At 30.7% G+C, this 19,703-nt stretch carries 14 protein-coding genes and 1 other RNA gene; 3 read left to right on the forward strand and 12 right to left on the reverse strand.

What is annotated here, in order from left to right; genetic code table 11:
* Window positions 1–38: 38 nt before the first annotated feature.
* The 3 genes from ACWJKS_RS15505 to ACWJKS_RS15515 all read right to left on the reverse strand — a co-directional run bounded on the left by ACWJKS_RS15505 (window position 39) and on the right by ACWJKS_RS15515 (window position 3,538).
* Complete coding sequence (locus ACWJKS_RS15505) at window positions 39–899, reverse strand: sugar ABC transporter permease (protein ID WP_165412447.1); 861 nt, start codon at window positions 897–899, stop codon at window positions 39–41.
* Window positions 899–2,185, reverse strand: a complete 1,287-nt coding sequence (locus ACWJKS_RS15510; protein ID WP_462959917.1) for a carbohydrate ABC transporter permease — start codon at window positions 2,183–2,185, stop codon at window positions 899–901. The genes ACWJKS_RS15505 and ACWJKS_RS15510 overlap by 1 nt, the downstream gene beginning before the upstream one ends.
* Before the next feature lie 84 nt (window positions 2,186–2,269).
* Window positions 2,270–3,538 carry a sugar ABC transporter substrate-binding protein gene (locus tag ACWJKS_RS15515; RefSeq protein ID WP_462959918.1) on the reverse strand — a complete coding sequence of 423 codons (1,269 nt, stop codon included), beginning with the start codon at window positions 3,536–3,538 and terminating at the stop codon, window positions 2,270–2,272.
* Between the two features lie 479 nt (window positions 3,539–4,017).
* Between ACWJKS_RS15515 and ACWJKS_RS15520 the strand changes: the two genes are divergently transcribed.
* Window positions 4,018–5,742, forward strand: a complete 1,725-nt coding sequence (locus ACWJKS_RS15520) for an alpha-glycosidase (RefSeq protein WP_462959919.1) — start codon at window positions 4,018–4,020, stop codon at window positions 5,740–5,742.
* Between the two features lie 90 nt (window positions 5,743–5,832).
* On the opposite strand, the gene ACWJKS_RS15525 is transcribed toward ACWJKS_RS15520, so the two are convergent.
* The 7 genes from ACWJKS_RS15525 to ACWJKS_RS15555 all read right to left on the reverse strand — a co-directional run bounded on the left by ACWJKS_RS15525 (window position 5,833) and on the right by ACWJKS_RS15555 (window position 14,860).
* A complete protein-coding gene (locus tag ACWJKS_RS15525) occupies window positions 5,833–7,197 on the reverse strand; it encodes a vWA domain-containing protein (protein WP_462953579.1) in 1,365 nt (454 codons plus the stop codon).
* A gap of 8 nt (window positions 7,198–7,205) precedes the next feature.
* Entirely contained in the window at window positions 7,206–8,324 is a 1,119-nt protein-coding gene (locus ACWJKS_RS15530) for an ATP-binding protein (RefSeq protein WP_462959920.1), read from the reverse strand.
* 12 nt (window positions 8,325–8,336) lie between these two features.
* Window positions 8,337–9,140: a hypothetical protein gene (locus ACWJKS_RS15535; RefSeq protein WP_462959921.1), complete on the reverse strand. Its 804-nt coding sequence runs from the start codon at window positions 9,138–9,140 to the stop codon at window positions 8,337–8,339.
* A gap of 118 nt (window positions 9,141–9,258) precedes the next feature.
* Window positions 9,259–9,448, reverse strand: a non-coding RNA gene (gene ssrS, locus ACWJKS_RS15540) — 6S RNA.
* Window positions 9,449–9,551: 103 nt separating this feature from the next.
* On the reverse strand, window positions 9,552–10,907 hold the full coding sequence (locus ACWJKS_RS15545) for an L-cysteine desulfidase family protein (RefSeq protein WP_462959922.1): 1,356 nt from the start codon (window positions 10,905–10,907) through the stop codon (window positions 9,552–9,554).
* A gap of 231 nt (window positions 10,908–11,138) precedes the next feature.
* Window positions 11,139–12,926, reverse strand: coding sequence for a sigma-54-dependent Fis family transcriptional regulator (locus tag ACWJKS_RS15550; protein ID WP_462959923.1), 1,788 nt, complete (start codon window positions 12,924–12,926; stop codon window positions 11,139–11,141).
* Window positions 12,927–13,009: 83 nt separating this feature from the next.
* Entirely contained in the window at window positions 13,010–14,860 is a 1,851-nt protein-coding gene (locus tag ACWJKS_RS15555) for a sensor histidine kinase (protein ID WP_462959924.1), read from the reverse strand.
* A gap of 340 nt (window positions 14,861–15,200) precedes the next feature.
* Between ACWJKS_RS15555 and ACWJKS_RS15560 the strand changes: the two genes are divergently transcribed.
* Window positions 15,201–15,905 (forward strand): DUF421 domain-containing protein, encoded by a 705-nt coding sequence (locus ACWJKS_RS15560; RefSeq protein WP_165412437.1) that lies wholly within the window; start codon window positions 15,201–15,203, stop codon window positions 15,903–15,905.
* 98 nt (window positions 15,906–16,003) lie between these two features.
* Window positions 16,004–16,291, forward strand: a complete 288-nt coding sequence (locus tag ACWJKS_RS15565; RefSeq protein WP_462959925.1) for a DUF4363 family protein — start codon at window positions 16,004–16,006, stop codon at window positions 16,289–16,291.
* Window positions 16,292–16,346: 55 nt separating this feature from the next.
* Here the strand turns inward: ACWJKS_RS15565 and ACWJKS_RS15570 are convergent, their stop codons facing one another.
* The gene (locus tag ACWJKS_RS15570) at window positions 16,347–18,509 is read right to left on the reverse strand and encodes a HelD family protein (protein ID WP_462961085.1); all 2,163 of its coding nucleotides are present in this window, start codon (window positions 18,507–18,509) and stop codon (window positions 16,347–16,349) included.
* 76 nt (window positions 18,510–18,585) lie between these two features.
* Complete coding sequence (locus tag ACWJKS_RS15575) at window positions 18,586–19,674, reverse strand: dipeptide epimerase (protein ID WP_165412435.1); 1,089 nt, start codon at window positions 19,672–19,674, stop codon at window positions 18,586–18,588.
* Window positions 19,675–19,703 lie beyond the last annotated feature (29 nt).

The raw sequence follows: 19,703 nt of genomic DNA on the forward strand, positions 1-19,703 counted from the left end.
ATTAGTATGTTATTCTAGATGATGTCTAATTATAAAAACTAACCTTTAGTAGCACCAGATGATAGTCCTTCTACAATATGCTTTTGTAAATATACAAACAGCAATGTAATTGGAATAGCAACTAAAATTGCACCTGCAGCGAACATGGTAAATTGCGTATTTTGTTGTTTTTGAACCCATTCAAATAATCCCATAGCAAGTGTTTTCTTCTCACTGCTTTTTAATATTATTTGAGGAAATATAAAATCAAACCAAGGTCCCATAAAGTTTGTAAGTGCAACTAATGTAATTATCGGCCTTGCTAAAGGTAATATTACCTTTACGAAAATAGTCATATTTGAAGCCCCATCTATTTTTGCAGCTTCATCTAAGCTTCTTGGAATACCATCGAAAAATCCTTTACATAACCATGTATTATATGGTATTTGTCCACCTGCATACACAAGAATTAAACCCCAATGACTATTTAATAATCCTAACTTACTTATTAGAATAAATATAGCAGTCATAGCTAAGAAACCGGGGAACATTTGTAAAATCATCATTACCATAAGCCCTTGTTTTCTACCCTTAAATTTAAATCTAGAAAATGCATAGGCAGAAAGTGTTGTTAGTATAACTGACAAGAACATATTAATTGTAGCAATTTTAAATGTATTCATATACCATTTCGGAAAATCAGTTTGTGTAAACAACTCTTTATAGTGGATTAATGTTGGATTTTTAGGAATTATAGATGAACTAAATAAACTTGTACCACTATTAAATGAGGATAAAACAATCCAAAGTACCGGTGTCAATATTACTATACATAGTAGCACCAATATAGCATATATTATTATTTTTTCAATTATATTAGATAAATTCACCTTTTTATTTTTTACTATTTTTTTATTCATTACATCATGTCCTCCTCTTTGAAGGCTTTGGTTTTACTAAAGCTATATGCTGAAATACTTGCAACAAAAATAAATAATATAATGGTAATTACAGATGCCATATGGTATTGGTTCTGATCCTTTGTCATCTTATAAATCCATGAAATTAAGATATCAGTATCTCCTGCATATTGCAAACTCCCATTAACTGGATTACCGTCTGTTAACAAATAAATCATTCCAAAGTTATTAAAATTATAAGCAAAACTCATTGTTAATAGTGGCATTGTTTGAAAAAGCACTAGTGGCAATGTTATTTTATAAAATTGTTGCCACTTGGTTGCGCCATCAATTTCTGAAGCTTCATATAAAGATTTGTCTATATTAGTAAGTATTCCTGACATAAGTGCCATAAAATAAGGTGCTCCTAACCAAACCGTTATTATTAAAATCATTATTTTCGCAATAGTGGGATCTGTAAAAAAAGGTATTTTTCCCATTCCAAAGGAAGCTAGCATATTGTTTACTGGACCTGGTCCACTAAATGCTAATCTCATTATAAGTAAGGATATAAATGCTGGTATAGCATAAGGCAAAAGAAAAATTGTCCTAAAAAACTTTTTGAATCTTATTCCCTTAGCATTAGTTATTAGTGCTAAGAATAATCCAACAAAAAAGTTACAAGTAGTGCTTACTACAGCAAATATAAGTGTCCAAATTCCTACTTTTAGAAAAGTATTATTCCACATTTTTAAATTTACTAATTGTTTAAAGTTATCAAGTCCAACCCAGTCAACTAAGTTCCTTGGTGGCAAATGATTAGGACTTGAATAGTTAGTAAAAGCAACTACTACGGTGAACATAATAGGAAGCATAATAAAAAATACAGTAAACAAGAATCCAGGTGTTAGCATGATATGAGGAAAATATTTTTCCCACACATAACTTAAGAATTCTTTTGTATTTAGTGGTTTATTACCTTTTTCTATACTTTCGCCTCCTCGTTTTGCATCATAGATATTAAGTATGTATACTGAAATTACAAGAAATAAAATTATAACAGCTATAAGACCTTCAATCATTAAGAAAATAGAATGATCTCCTGTTGCTTTCCCATTCACAAATTTCACACCAGAATCTCCTAGTGAAATTAGGCCCTTTATCGATGTTGAAAAATATCTTATATTAAATAATGCTACTATTTCTATAATTGCAAACATAATTCCTTTGAATATTTCTTTGTTATATATTTGTCCTAGACCCATAAAGAACACAGAGAAAATAGTTGCTTGTTTTGATTTTTTCATTTCATACCTCCTAAATCAGATAGAATTTTATTTAAAATTAGTCATTTGCTATATAGCAAATGACTAACTTCTATTTACAACTAATTATTTTTGAGCTTCTATTGCGTCTCTTATAGTTTTAGCTGCAGTTTTAAGTGCTTTTTCAGGAGAAACTCCATCGTTCCACATTGATGAAAATGCTGCTCCGTATGGAGTCCAAACAAGTCCCATTTGAGGAATTGATGGCATTGGTACAGAATACTTTATTTGCTCTAAAAATGGTGCAACCATCGGATCATCTTTAATTTTAGCATTTCCCATTAGTTTTGTTACTGGTGGTATTTGTTTAGTTAATTCATATCTTTTTAATAACATTTCATCCGATGTTGCTAAACTAGCGAACATTTGAGCTGCTATTGGATATTTTGAATAAGAACTAACAAATAATGTTTTTATTCCTGATAAACTTGATTGTTGTTTTCCATTAGTTAATTTAGGTAATGGTGCTACACCAAAATTAACGCCAGCCTTTTCCCTACCTGATACTGCCCATGGTCCATCTATCATAGCCCCTATTTTTCCTTCATCAAATAAACCTTCCACAATTATATTAGTTGAATCTGCTGCATTAATTGGTAAAACTTTTTTCAAATCCATTAAAGATTTTGCTCCGTCAATTGCTCCAGCTGAATCAATACCTACGTCTGTTTTATCAGTTCCATTTTTAAAAATATAACCGCCGCCTCCTGCTATAAAACTATGAGAGAAGTAAGCATTCCCAATATCCCACATAAATGCATATTTGTTTGTTTTTGCATCGTTAAATGTTTTGGATTTTGCGATTATCTCTTCATAAGTTTTTGGTGCTGTTTTGAATACATCTTTATTGTAAAATAATCCGTAAGTTTCTACTGCCGTTGGATATCCGTAAACTTTACCCTCATATGATACTGCATCTAAGGCTGATTTTAAATAGTCCTTCTTAACTCTTTCTGCAAATAGGTTATTTTCTAAAATTAAACCTGATGATACAAGTTCTCCAGTGTGATCATGTGGTGCATCAAATACATCCGCACCTACTCCAGCTGGTCCATCTGTAGCCATTTTGGCTTTAGCATCAACAGATCCAACTTCTTCATATGTAACTTTTACTCCGTATTTCTTTTCAAACTCAGTACCAATAAGTTTCATATAATCTGTTTCAACGCCTTTAGCCGTCCAAACTACTAGTTTAGCTCCTGATTCAGGTTTCACTTCAGTTGCAACTCCTTCTTTAGCTGCTGTTGCTTCTACTGCTACTTTTTTAGTACCACATGCTGCTAACGATACAGTGCATGATAAAGCTAATAATAGACTTAATACTTTCCTTTTCATATTTAATCCCCCCAAAATAGTATTTTTATAACATCTCTGCAAGCGTTTGCATATTTTTATTGTAAACCGAATATTCATAACTGTCAAATAATCTTTTTACTGAATTTTGTTTAATTAACTATAGTCAAATACTATGTAATCTTAGTATGGAATCCATTTCAAAATCACTTTGAACCCTTATAATCTCTAGTTTAGATTCTCTCAATAACAATACTGCTTTACTTTATTACAACAATATTCTAAGGAAATTTTGTGCAAACGTATACGAAAATGTACAATTTTATATTACAATTCAATAAATACAAATAAATTAACATAGTGTATATACATATTTTATTAAGTATATACAATCATCACTAAATGCTTATGATATAATTTCACCATAAATATACTAGGGCATACAAGAAATATCTATGACAACTTCCACTATTTACTATCTTTATATGCCTAGGATAAACATAAAAGTGAGGTAGATTAAAATGAATAAGCATGCAATATATCATATTACTGAAACACCCTATGCCTATGGCATAGATTTAAACACTCTAGTGCTGCGTTTAAGAACAGCAAAAAATGATGTTAAAAAATGCAATTTATATTATAAAGATAGATATAACTGGGATGATCCATATGATGTTAAAGAAATGAAAATTACAGCTCAAGCTGACTTGTTTGATTATTTTGAAACAGAAGTATCCGTTGAGAGAAACAGATATAGATATTACTTTGAGCTAATTGATTTGAATAATAATATAATATATTTTGATGAAAGAGGCTTTAGAGATAAGACACCAGATTTAAAAGAATTCACAGCTTTTCAATTTGCTTATTTAGCAGAGGGTGATTTATATGAAGAAGCTCCTTGGTTACAAGAATCAGTTGTATATCAAATTTTTCCGGATCGTTTTTATAATGGAGATAAAAGCAACAACCCAGAAAATACTTCAAAATGGGGCAGCGTAGTAAAAACTGAATCTATGTTTGGTGGAAATATTCAAGGAGTTATTGATAAGCTAGACTATCTAGAGAAATTAGGCGTTAATTTAGTTTACTTAACTCCAATATTTAAATCCACTTCAAACCACAAATATAATACAGCAGATTATTATGGCATAGACCCTCAGTTTGGGACCCTAGACACAGCAAAGGAGTTAATAAAAAAATGTCATGAAAAAGGAATGAAAATTATTTTTGATGCTGTATTCAATCATTCAGGAAGTGACTTCTTTGCCTTTGAGGATTTACTAGACAAACAAGAAGCTTCAAAGTATAAGGACTGGTATTTTATCGACAGTTACCCAGTTAGTACTGATACTGTGAACTACTATACTTTTGCTGATGACGTAAGCACAATGCCGAAATTAAATACTCATAATAGTGAAGTAAGAGAGTATTTATTAAAGGTGGGAGAATATTGGGTAAAAGAAATAGGAATTGATGGTTGGAGACTGGATGTTTGCGATGAAGTTGACCATGATTTTTGGAGAGCTTTTAGTAAAGTAGTTAAAGCAGCTAATAAAGATGCGGTTATTGTTGGTGAAATAATGCATGAAGCAAACTCCTTCTTAAAAGGAGATCAACTGGACAGTATAATGAACTATCCTTTTAAATCTGCTTTAGTTGATTTTTTCGCTAATAGAAGCATAGCTGCAGAAGAATTTGACAATATATTATCTTCTAATAGAACTCTTTATATGAGTAGCATCATAAGGCAACTCTGGAATCTAATGGGTAGTCATGATACTAAGAGATTTTTAACTGAATGTGAGGATAATGTAGACAGAATGAAGCTTGCAATCGCCTTCCAATTTTGCTACCAAGGAGTTCCATATATTTATTATGGAGATGAAATAGGTCTTAATGGTGGTGAGGATCCTCAGTGCAGAAAATGTATGATTTGGGATGTAGAAAAACAAAATATAGAATTATTTAACCACTATAAGACTATGATATCTCTTCGGAAAAATAATAGTGCTTTAATTTATGGTGGCTACAAAAAACTCTATTGCAAGGACAATGTATTAGTTTTTGAAAGAAGTTATGAAGGTGACTCTCTATTAATTGCTATTAACAATAGTGATGAAGAGTATAATGTTAAGCTATCTTTAGATAACACCGCTATAGATATTTTCACATCACAGGAAACAAAATTAAACAATGGATTAATATTAGACCCTATGGAATTCAAAATATTAAAATTATAGGAAATAAGAAAGCGGGGCAGTCATTGATAAAAGGCGTGCCCCTTTTTTAATATATACTTTTCGTTATAGCATAATATAAGAAAAAAGATCCTAATATATTGGTTCATGATGATTCATAGAAAAACCATCAACCATTACATCTAACCTCTCCGAAGTATCCTCTTTTATCTCTACCGGTTTTAGTTTTTTCACAATTCCAAGAGGCTCCTTTAATGAAAGTTTATCGGTGCGTCCTGATATAACCCACAAAATTTTATACCCTTTTGGCATTACATCCAGTTTTTCTTCACCCTTTCCATCTGTAAAATATATTAGTATATTGGTATCCGTATTATTTACATACTTAACTACCGGTGTAAATTTTGTACCACCGCGCGAACTACAACGCTTTCTTATACTATTAATAGACTTAGCCTTATATACCTGCCTTATTTGCGAATCACATTCAATCAAGGTTATTTCATGCTTATAAGTTTTTACAATATTAAAAACTTCCTTTATTGCTCCATGAAACTCCTCATCACTTATGCTACCGCTTATATCTATAGCCAAGGTAATTTTAGCTGTATGCCCTCTTAGTTCTCCCCTTAAATCTAATCTATTAGGTTGACGTCTGCTCCTTCTTGACACAGTCTTTTTTTTATCACTTTCTAAGGTTCCCATTATTTTTTTCAGATATAAATTCCAAGGAATTTCACCTTTACTCGCTTTTAATCCTTTGAGAATTCCCTCTAAATAAAGAGGAACCTTGCCCTTTTCTGCAAGTTTCGCAAATTTTCGCGTAAAATCTTTAAGGGTCTCCTCATCTGTCTCTATAGATTCTTCCCATAAATCATGAGTTTTAGATGCATTAAATTCTTTTTCTATGTGCTTATCCTTAGAGTCATCTTTTTCTCTCTCATCTTCTTGTTCTAATAGATTTAAGGCTTCTTGAATTGTATGCGCATAATACTCCATAGTCATATAATGTTGCATCTTTAAACTATACTTAAAATTTATACTGTCTATTGTCGTGGCATAGGGCGGCAAATAATCTATATACTGGTTCACTACTATATCCATTGCCATATTAATAGAAAGGGTACTATATTTTGTTTTAAGACTCCTTGCACGATTCAAATGGGAGGATAATATGTGATAAATCTCGTGTTTAATAGAGCCCATCATCTGCCTCGGTGTAAGATTTAAAAAGATATAGGGATTAAAATAAATAACGTACCTAGATAATTTAAAGTTTACAGCCGTGGGCGAGGTTATGTCATATTTTATCTCCCTAGACATTTGAAGCAGAAAATACCCATAAAAGTTTTCGTTATCTTCTATGAGCATAAAATTAACCTTTTGCACAAGCTTCAAAAAGTTTTCCACAAAATCCTTTGGCATTTCTTCAATGCTTTTCACATTAGAAATTTCATCATAAAGCTCATTTTTAAGACTTTCAAAGTTTTTCACCATAATTTCACCTAGCCTTTTATTTCATTGTAGGCCTTAAAATACATTTCAACGAAATCCTCATTTTCCAAACATAATTTATAAACACTATTATGACTTTCTTTAATATCCTGCATAATTCCTACCCCTAGGTCCACAGGGTAAATCTCTAGGAATTCTACAAGTCTTTGTATATCACTATTTAAATTTTCTTTCTTATCTAAGATACATAAGATATTATTTGCAATCAAATACAATCTAGTATGACTTTCCTCTTTCACCTTTGCAATTACATCTTGTTGTAATTGCATGCCATTAAATACCTCCTCATAAGAAATTAGAGGTTTATTATCTTCCTGTGAAAATGCCATAAACTCATGAGCTATTCTATTGCCTAAATTCCCTTTTAATATATTTAAAAATATTCTTTTATGGATTGTCTCTTTATTTTCCTTGTAAATCCTATAGCTTTTAGAAACCCGTTCATAACTTCTGGGGGTTGCTCTTACTTGCTCATCCTTTTGGTTATTAAGTAAATATTCTGGGAAAGTAGATATAAATTCTATAACCTTTTGCTCTATTTTATTCTCAATAGCCCATGAGATCCAAGCTAATGAATCACATTCCATTTGCAGCAAAACAAATCTATTTTCTTGAGCTGCATCCATATCAACTACTTGATAATCAAAATCTTCCCCGTATTTACTAGAAGGATTCATTGCAGCTAATATTTTAACTTTTTCATTTAGCTTGTACCCATTTATCTCCCTATTTAGTATAAGATTCATAAGCTCCTGCTGCACCGTATGTTCACAACGATTTATTTCATCAATAAATAAAAAGACCTCTTTACCGCTAGATATCAAACTATCTATTTCTTGTAGCTTTGTGTGAACCGCGTAAACAGTATTTTTCTTACTAACAGTCTTGCCTCTATTATCTTTAAAGCTATAATCCTCAACTGTTGGAAGGCCACCTATTTCTCCTTCTTTCAAAAGGTTCCCGTCTATAATAACTAGGCTCCAGCCTTTATTTTTTGAAAGTGTCTTCGCTAAGGCAGTTTTCCCTATACCACTCTCACCTATAACTAAAGGTACTTCATCCGTTTGTATAACAAGATCTACACTTTGCATTGTATCTTTAAAATTCATCATTCACCCTTCTTACATCATATTCAGTTTTTCATCAACTGCTATTTTTTTGCAGACTTTACTACCATATTTATAAATAAAAATTATTTTATCCATAGATATATTTCCATATTTTTCATTTATACTATCGCAGTTTATAAAATCTCTTACGTATTTTTCTGATATAGTTTCTTTAGATAATACATCTTTGAAAGCCAGCTCCGTAGCATTAATTGGTAGGTCATTAATGAAATATTTCATTACCAAGGCATTGTGCTTTAAAAATGATATTTTTTTATTTTCATCTATGTTTGAAATGAACTTTATTGCAGCTTCATTTTCGCAAACAGCCAAAATTTCTGCATTTAAAGTTGCATTTTTTATATATCTTAACGCATTATAATTTATTTTTATAGCCAGAATTTGTATTTCTTCATTTGGGTTGTCTATATATTTTATAGAGTCATAATCTTTTTCTATAGCTAGTTTTTGCAATAGATTGCTTGGTTCTTTTGCATATTTTATTGCATAGCCTTTTTGATCAATGCCTATTTTTATCAATTCTTCGCAGGGATTTTCAATAAATTCCAAAGTGTTCCATAGTTTTGACACAACATATTCTTTCATATCATAACTTGGATCTTCTACAAACTCAATTGACCGTGGATTACTTCTTATTGCTAGCTCCTTCATTTCTTTTGTAGGGTTTCTTATATAACGTAGCATTACCCCATCTTTCTTTATAGCCATTATCTTCATTTGATCACTAGGATTTTCAATATTTTTTATAACAATTGGATTACTTTCTATCATCGCAATGACTTTACTTTCTATCATAAAATTGCACCTCGATACTTATTAATTTAAACTAATTATAACATGAAAAAAGAATTTATAATTTCTTGGAAATAAAAAAAAGAGATATTTCTATCTCTTTCATAAATAATCTAAAATTTTATATTCCAAAATACCGTTGCCCCAATTTTTACACCTATCTTTTCGATAGGTGGGTGTCCTCAGAGATGTTTAGTAGTCCTTGCCACTTAAAATATTGGTCTTATAGGTCAAATCCACACCTAGATCTTGAACTCCCGTATTAATACTGTAGGTTGAAAATAAGAGCTTCACGAATACCTCAGAAATACAAACTTATAAAATCAATGAATACGTTTAAGTATTTCTTATTAAATTTATTATATCAGATTATAAATAAAATTCAATAGTAATTTATGATTTCTTTAAATTTTTTTATGCAATAATACCATGTTTATTTAAATTCAATTCTGAATTTTTATCTACTACTACAGCATCATATTCTCTTTGCATTTTTTTCATAGTCTTTAATATAACAGCATCTGCTGTACTCATACCGTCGGAAGATAAAATCCCTAAATTTTTAATTGTATCTTCTGCAGTTTCTGCAACAATTCCATTTCTTGCAGGTATAATAGAATTATTTATAGCCAAAATTGCTGATTGCACAGCCACTGATGCAGAAGTTGAAAGCTTTAATGCACAGCCTTCCTTTGCCCCATCACATATCATCCCACTGGTGTTTGCAATGGTATTCTTTATAACCCCATCTATTTGATCATAACTAGCACCCATTAACCATGCTATAGCAATACCGGCCCCAGTTCCAGCTGCAACACCACAAGCACACAATGCCGATAACCTTCCTATATAATGTTTTATATAGCTGTTCGTAATATGACTTATTGCCACTGCCTTAGCCAATCTATCATCACTTACATTAAATTTATTTTTATATGCCACCAATGGTAAAATTGCTGTAAGCCCATTGTTTCCGCTTCCACTACTACTCATAACAGATAAATTCATCCCCGACATTCTCGCATCACTAGCTGCTGCTGTGAGCATCATTGAAGAGGTCATTAGGTCTTCTGACAGAATCCCTTTCTCTATGCTTTTTTTAAGACTAAATCCCACCCCCATGCCCATTTTCTTTTTAAGTCCTACCTTGGCTATATTTTCATTCATAACTATTCCCTCTAACATAAAAGCGATATCCTCATTAGGAATTTTCTCAATTTCTTTTATAATGTCTCTTATTCTCAAATTATATAAAATATTCTTTCCCTTATTGCTACTCTCATCCTCATTTGTTAGATCTATTAGAACTTCGCCTAATCTTTCAATATAAACAAATCTATTATGTTTGCCGCTTATAATTACACTACAATTACCTTTATCTGTTACAAGATTTACTTCTACATAGACTTTATCTCCAGTATCTTTAATATCTAGTCTTAATTTTCCACTATATAAAAACTCTTTTGCAAGTTGCACTTGCATTTTGTTAATTCCTTCAAGTACCCTTAAATCCTTTTTACTTTCTCCACCAACAAAACCCAGTGAAGCTGCAATCGAAAGCCCAACCTCCTGCGTATTTGGTATACCAACTGACAAGCCATTTTTATATATGTTAGGACTAACAAAAACTTCTGCACTTACTATATTATTAAAAGTCATTAGTTCTTTAGCCTTTGCACATGCAAGAGCAACAGCTACTGGCTCAGTACATCCCATGGCAGGAACAACTTCTTCCTTAAGTGTTTGAACTATAAGATTTCTTAATTTCATGAAAACACTCCCTCAACGAATTATTCTAAGACATACCTATAAAATAAAATACATTAAAAACTTATGTAGCTTTTATTAATATTTTTTTAAATATACCTTATACATATAATAGCAATACTCATGCCAACAAAATTATACTGAAAATAAACCTTTCGGTGATGTTTTTTCTCAAAATGATAAAAAACAGTATCAAAACGAGAATTAATTCTCATTTTGATACTGCTTAATGATTTATAGCTTTGAAAAAGATGATTTGATCCCATATTCTTTTATTTTTCTATATAAAGTTGCTCTACTTAATTCTAAAGCCTCAGCCGCCTTTGTAATTGACTGTTTACTGTGTCCAAAATACTCTAGAGCTTTTTCAATTTCTTTTTTTTCTAATTCCTTAATAGGTATAATCTCTACATCCTTATTCAACTTTAAAGTGTTTTCTGGGTCTTTCAACCTCTTCGGCAAATCCGTACATTTTATAACACTACCACTGCACATATTTACAGCATATTCTATGGTATTTTCAAGTTCACGTACATTGCCAGGCCACTTATAATTCATAAAAATTTCTAAAGAATCATCATCTATTTTAGTTATATGCTTTTCTAGCTTAGAATTACATTTGTCTAAAAGATAATCCACAAGGATTATTATATCATCTTTTCTATCTCTTAGAGGAGGTATATTAAGTGGAATTACATTTAATCTATAAAATAAATCTTGCCTGAACTCTCCTTCTAATACTTTTTTTTCTAAATCTTTATTGGTAGCCGCAATTATTCTTACATCTATAGGAATTGATTCTTTTCCACCAATTTTTTCGATAACGTATTCCTGTACTACCCTTAAAAGTTTAGTTTGAAGATGAATAGCCATGTCTCCAATTTCGTCCAAAAATATTGTTCCCTTATTTGCTAATTCAAATTTCCCTGCCTTGCCGCCCCTTCGCGCTCCTGTAAAAGCCCCATCTTCATACCCAAAAAACTCACTTTCTAGCAGTTGTTCTGGAATAGCCGCGCAATTTATTGTAATAAACGGCCCTTTCGCTCTATTACTATAAAAATGAACAGCCCGTGCAAATAGCTCTTTTCCAGTTCCACTTTCTCCCTGAATAAGTACTGTAGAAGTAGATTTCGCTGCTTTTTCTGCTTCTAATTTAACTTGTTCTAAGCAGTAACTACTACCTATAATGCTGTCAAAAGACGTAATCATAGTCCCTGTGGTAATATTATTTACTGTTTTTAATAAATCGGAAATATTACTAAAGGAGCATACTATACCAAAGTTTTTATCACCAATACTAATAGGCTTCGCATCAAGTACTCCTCTGAAATGATGACTACTACCATTATAACTAAAGTCTTTATTCTTTAAATTCTTATGTTTTTCGATAAGTTTATTGAAATCTAAGTCACCAATAAGATTTTTTATATTTGTATTTAAAATTTGGTTTCCATGAAGTCTAAATAGCTCTAATGCTTTAGTGTTATAATGAAGAATATTTCCTGCGTGGTCCGCTGCTATAATTCCTTTATCTACAGCGTCAAGAACTATCTCAAGTTCCCCTGCCAAAAGCTCTATTTTCTCTGTATTTTCCTGTTCTAATAGCTTTGAGGATATTAAATCCGCCATTCTATTTAAAAAATTCATTAGGTTTACTTGATTATTTATAATAGCATCCCTTTGTTCTTCCTCAAAAGCAATAAGCCCAATAACTCCAATAGTATCATTACCAACATGAATTGGGCAACAAACCTCTGCAAACTCCTTGCAACTATAAGCATTCTCACACCTTAAGCATGCAAAATGTTTTCTAGGATTTTCAATAACGAAGCTTTCTCCCTGCGTCAGCGCAAATCCAAAAACAGATTTTTCATTTACTTTTTCTCCGATACAATTTCTATACCTTCCTGTCCCTGCTATTCTATTATAATTATTATCTACAACCGTCACATCTACTCCTATAACGCTCGATATCGCCTCAGAAATCTTCTGAACATTTGAAACTATTTTTATCAAATCCATACTTATCATCCTTTTAATTTTTTTACATAAATCTGAATTTATTATACCATAGTTAAATCATCTCCTGGGTCGCTGAAATGTCGTTAATCATCTGAATATATATCAGAAAATTCTATATTAACTCTTTCTCTACTAGTTTTATACTGAAATTCATCATCTACATAATGCTTTGTTAATGTTTTTGTTGGAAGTTTAATTATAGCCTCACTTCCTATGTTAATCTCACTTTTTATTTCAATGCTTCCTTCATGCATTTTTACAAAAGATCTTACAAGGGACAATCCTATACCTGCCCCTTCACAAGGACGTTTTAATGTTTTATCTATTTGTGCAAATCTCTCAAATACAAATTTTAACTTGTCCTCTGGTATACCTATACCTGTATCCTTTACAGAGATAAGAATACTATCTTCCTTATCAGTCAATGCCACTAAAATTTTACCACCACAATCAGTATATTTAATGGAGTTAGATAGTACATTAAGCATAATCTTCTCTATTTTATCTGGATCAAAAGTCATTATCTTTTCTTCTACATCTGTATCAAAAATAAGTTGAATTTGCTTACTTTCCACGTATGAAGCAGCAGATAAAGCAATATTTTCAATCACGCTTACGATGTTAACCTCTACCATGTTTGGTTTAAGTAACCCTGAATCTACTTTCGTAATATCTAAAAAATTATTAATTAACCTCATAAGCCTGAAACAGTTTTGTTTCATTACAACTAGATATTCATCTTTTTTCTCCCAAAATTCTTCTGTATTATTATATATACTTAATACCTGAATAGCAGAATATATAACATTTAAGGGAGTCTTTAATTCATGAGAGATATTTGTAAATACCTCTGTAATCAATTTATTCAATTTAATAGTTTCATTTAATAATTGAAGATTCTTTTCTATGTCCAATTGCAGTTTTTCAACCTGCTTTTCAGGAGTAATATCACGTATTATACTTAATATCGCAGGTTGTCCTGCATATGTAAAATAAGTAGAGGTATTTTGCACATTAGCAACTTTACCGTCCTGCTTAAATATTTTTCCTTCAAAATTTACAAGTGTGCTTTGCTTATTGTATATTTCATCAAACTTCTCTTTAATATTTTCACTCTCATCTATATCCATAAAGTCTAAGATAAGTTTCCCAATTAATTCATCTTGGGTATTTAACCCCACTAATTTTATAGCACTTTCATTCACAAAAACGACTTTATCATTTCTATGAACAAATATAGCTTCTCTTGAATTTTCAATAAGTAAGCTATGGCAATCTTCATTTTTCAATAATATTTTTTCTATATATATACGTTGATTATCCGTGTCCTTTAATTCATCATTAAGTACTTGAAGTTGTAAATTTTTTCTATATAAATTTTCTTTTTCAATTTCTACGCAATGACCTAATGGCCATGCAGTTAAAATAAATACTCCTGCCATAATTAAATCATTTTGAAAATATAAATTAACACTAGTGTATGGTGCATAAATCAAATCTATAACTAGTATTATCCCTGATGAAATAACGGCCGTAGTAACACCATTTTTCATACCTAATTCTAATGTGGAAGTAATAATTATAATTAGGAACAATAATTTATATTGACTAGTACAATCATTTGATAAAATAATAGTAATTGAAAAAATCATAATAAAAACTAAGTTCTCAATCATTTGTATTAACTTTACATATTTATATTTGAATCTTCTTATAGAAAAAAATGACCATAACCAATAAATACATATACTACTTACTGATAGTAGTGCCGTTGGAATTATATTAATATACCCACTTGAGTTTTGAACATTCTCATTATTTGATATAAAGAGTTCATTGTATATTACAATTCCACAAAATAATAAGGAAATTAATTTAACAATAGATATAATATCATTTATTTCTTTTTTTCTGCTTCCGTCAATAGTACTCATTTTCTTCACATCCAATTAAAGCATTTATATTTAACAGCAATATAAGGATCATCACTGATCCTTATAACCTTTTTAAATTCTTACTTTTCCCTAAGGCATTTTGGTTCTTCAGCTTTTACATTTTAATACATATATCGCCTAAATTCACTTTATTTCTAATATAATTATAACTTTCTCCAATCATTTTAGCATCAATTTTCATGTTTTAAATTATGTCAATTTTCTACATATAATGCAAAATAACCACAAACTTGCTCTAATCTAACATAAATTTCAATAAAATAAATATAAATATAAATATAAAATATGGATATACTATCTTTGAAAGGAGATGGTATTAATGAATGAAGGTCTAATAGTACTAGCGAGAGGAATCATCGGATTTTTCACCTTATTAATATTTACTCGTATTCTTGGAAAGCAGCAGATTAGTCAACTAACTTTTTTTGATTATGTTGTAGGTATAACTATAGGCTCCACTGCCTCCACTCTAACTACAGATTTAACTAGTAGAGCATGGCCTCATTGGGTAGGCTTGCTTACCTGGGCTGTATTATGCTTTATACTACAATTAATAACTGTTACCTCAAAGACTGCTGAAAAATACCTAGATGGTGAACCTACCATTATTATTATAAACGGAAAAGTACTTGAGAAATCCATGAAAAAATTTCGTTACACCATAGGTGACCTTTTATCGCAGTTAAGAGATAAGGGTGTTTTTGACTTAAGCGACGTAGCTTATGCAATACTCGAAAAAGATGGACAATTGTCTATCTTAAAAAAAACTCAATGTGATACTGTTACAGCAAATGATTTAAAAGTTAAAACTACCCCTGCTAGTATTGATTTTGAAATAATTTACGATGGATCTATTTTGCAAGATAATTTAGATAAAATTAATAGAAATGAAAAATGGTTAATGACTAAACTAAAAAAGAAAGGTATTAATGATGCTTCCGAAGTATTTTTAGCTATCTATAACGCAACAACCGGTTTACATATAGATCTTTATAAAGATGATATAGAAGAAAATAATAAATAGCAGATAAAGGGGCTTAAACTATGAAAAAATTTATATCATATGCTATACCAATAGTTACTTTAATAATTTTCGTATTAATAATGCTAGGAGGTAATTATTTGAAAAAGCCTCGCACTCCTTCAGAAGACGTAGTTTCTTTTGTAGAGCTATCTATAGATCATGCAAAATCTGAAAAGTGGGATATGCTTGAGCAAGATATCGTTAGTATTGATACTGCCTGGAAAAAAATCATACCTCGCATCCAATTTAGTGTTGAACGAGATGAACTATATAATATAAGTTTAAACATCGCCAGTCTTCGCGGTTCAATAGCTAGTGAAGATAAAGCTAGTACCTTGATTGAATTAAATCAAATTATTGAAAATTGGGATGAACTAACAAAATAATACCTAGGGACCTAGGTATTATTTTGTTAGTTTATTATTTTTTTCTTTTTAAAATTTAGAATGAACTTTTTAAAACCACATGAAGTTCGTGTAGTGCTCTAGTTGCCATTACATACCTAAGTTTATACTCTTGCTTATATTTCCCCTGCAAACCTTCTGTTTTAAGTCCACTATCCTCATCTAGTATCATGATAACTGCATCAAACTCAAGTCCCTTAGCAAAATATGATGGAATCACAACAGTTCCGCTATGATACACTGCGTTTTCTTTATTTATAATCTTAACATTAGCATCCTTGTTAATTAAATCAAAGATTTTTTCTGTTTCACTTATATCTTTACAGATAATCGCAATATTTTCATAAGTCTTACTTTTGAACTCAGAAATTTTTTGGATCATAAAACTTTTAAGTTCATCCTTATCAGAAATTAATTTTTCTTTTACCACTTCACCATTACGTACTATGGGAACAATAGGATCTGCATGCAAATATTTATTAGCGTACTCCATAATTTCCACTGTAGATCTATAGCTGGTACTTAGTCTAAACTCCTGAGCATTACACTCTGGAAGTATATTCTTTATATCATGCATAGGTAGCAACCCGTCATATGGAATCAGCCTCTGATTGCTATCTCCAACTATCGTTAAGGAAGAACACTTTGTTAATTCTTTTATTACCATGAACTGAAGTTCATTATAATCCTGAGCTTCATCTATTACTACATGTTTTATTTCCTCAGAAATCTTTATCCCTTCTAGCTTAATTTTAAAATATAAGATACCACCTAAATCATTTTCTGTTAATCTTTTATGTCCATTTATCTTATTGTATAAATCAACACAGTTTCCATTTTCAATCCAAGTAAGATTTCTTTTTACTGCTAATACCGCTTTAATTACTTCTCTAATTTTGAGTCTTCTATTAAAATCTAAATCATTTATTTTAAAATCCTTTTCTTCTTCAGGTAACTCAACCACGCTTTTTTCATATTCTTTTTGTATAAATCTAACTTTTTCATCTCTAGCGTCTCTAATCTTAGAATAAATAATTCTTTTAATTTTCTTACTTCTTCTAAATAGAGGCATAGTTTTATAGTGATTGTAAAACATTTCCATTATTTCTTGTTTAGATAATACTATCTCATTCATAAATAATAAATCTTCTATTTTAAAGTATTCGTTATCTAATTTTTCTACTGATGCGTCAAGAAAGTTTTTATACTCTGTAGAATTTTTATACATGATATCTCTAGCAAATTCTTTTTCTCCACTAAGCACTTTTTCCATGTACTCTTTTAGACTCATTACTTCCATAGGTCCTAAAATGTCAAAGGCAAAGTCTCTAAATGTCGTTTGCTTAACTCCCGATTCTCCAAGGCTTGGTAGCACTAAAGAAATATATTCCATAAATACATTATTTGGCCCTAATATTAGAACCTTGTCTTGGAGTATTTTTCTATAATTATAAAGCAAATATGCTACCCTATGAAGAGCAATAGTAGTTTTTCCACTACCAGCAACGCCATCCACTACAATAGTTTTGGTTCTTGGTTGCCTTATTAAATCATCCTGTTCCTTTTGTATTGTCATTATTATATCTTTCAGCTTTTCTGACGCATTGCTACTAAGCACCATTTGAAGTATCTCATCTTTTACATCTAGTGCTGAGTCGAACATACCTTTAAGCTTTTCTTTTTTAATAATAAATTGCCTCTTAGCTAAAATGTTTACTCGTATCTTTTCCTTAGGAGCATCATAAAAAGCTTCCCCTAAAGCCCCGGTATAAAATAAAGATGCAACAGGGGCTCTCCAGTCTACTACTAAAGGTTCATATGTATTTTCTGGAGTAACTCCAAATCTTCCCACATACATTTTATTAATACCATAGTCTTCTTCAGAAAAATCAATTCTTCCAAAATAAGGAGAGCTCTTAAGCTCAGTTAACTCCCTAACTCTTCTATCAATAGTTTTAAATGCTTCTTCCTTTACATATACCTCATGATCAAAATATTCTATTACCATATCTTCATCATCTCTATAATCTTCAATTACTTTTTTCCTATATTCTAAAATATATTTTGTGATTTCCTTTCTCTTTTGAATATATTTTAGAATTTCTTCACTAATGATTTTAATAATGCCATTTAATTTTTCTTCTTCTATATTAAATTCTAATTGTTTCTTTAATTCAACTTCTATTAAACTAGCATCCATATCATATTTATTATTAATCAAAACTACCACCCCATTTTAACGATTATATTTTTTTGTGCAATGTACATTCACATATTTAAAGAATTTCATGCCATCCAATTATATCTATAATACCAAGACCTGGAGAATCATTAATAGTTATCGTATTCCCTGTGATACATGCACCACCAATTATTGAATCATGTTCAAATAGCAACATAGTATCTAGATCAGCTTTAATCATATTGGATTTTGATGTTGCAAAACTCGTTGCTGCTGTAATGCCTATTCTACTTTCTAGCATACATCCCATCATACACCTTATACCCATATTTTCTGCCATATTATACATCTTTATTGCATTATTTATACCACCGCATTTCATAAGCTTTATGCTAATAAGGTCTGCTGCTCTTTTTTCAATTATCTTAAAGGCATCTGATGGACCAAAAACTGCTTCATCTGCAAGAATTTTTGTTTCCACATTGTCTGTTACATATTTTAGTCCATCTATATCCCAAGCATTAACTGGTTGCTCAACAAACTCAATGTCTAAGCCCATATCTTCAAATTTTCTAATAGTACTTACAGCTTCCTTTGGTCTCCAACCTTGGTTAGCATCTACTCTTATTTTTATTCCACGCCTTACCGCTTTTCTTACTGCTTTTACTCTCTCTATATCACGAGTCATATCATTTCCAATTTTCACTTTTAAACAAGTATAACCATCCATTACAGCTTCTAATGATTTTGTTACCATTTGTTCCACTGTATCATTTGCTATCGTAATATCTGTAGTTAATGAATTTTTATATCCACCCAAAAGTTTGTAAAGTGGCACTCCATATTTTTTGCAAAGTAAATCATATATAGCAACATCAATAGCTGCCTTAGCACTATTATTTCCATGCATAGAACTATGAATTACTTTCATAATTTCTTCAATATTATCAATATCTAAACCTATAATTTCAGGTTTAATATACTTTATTGCTCCAATAATTGAACTCTGGGTTTCCCCAGTTATTAAAGGTGTTGGGGCTGCACTACCATATCCTATCTCTCCTGTATCTGTAACCATTTTTATAACTATTTCATCAGAAAAATTAAGAAGTCTCTTTCCTACTTTATATGATTGTCTCAAAGGAGTATTAATTTTACCTACCCTAATATCTTGTATTTTCATAATTATCCCCCACTAATAGTTTAATATTT

The organism is Clostridium sp. CM038, assembly GCF_055081105.1.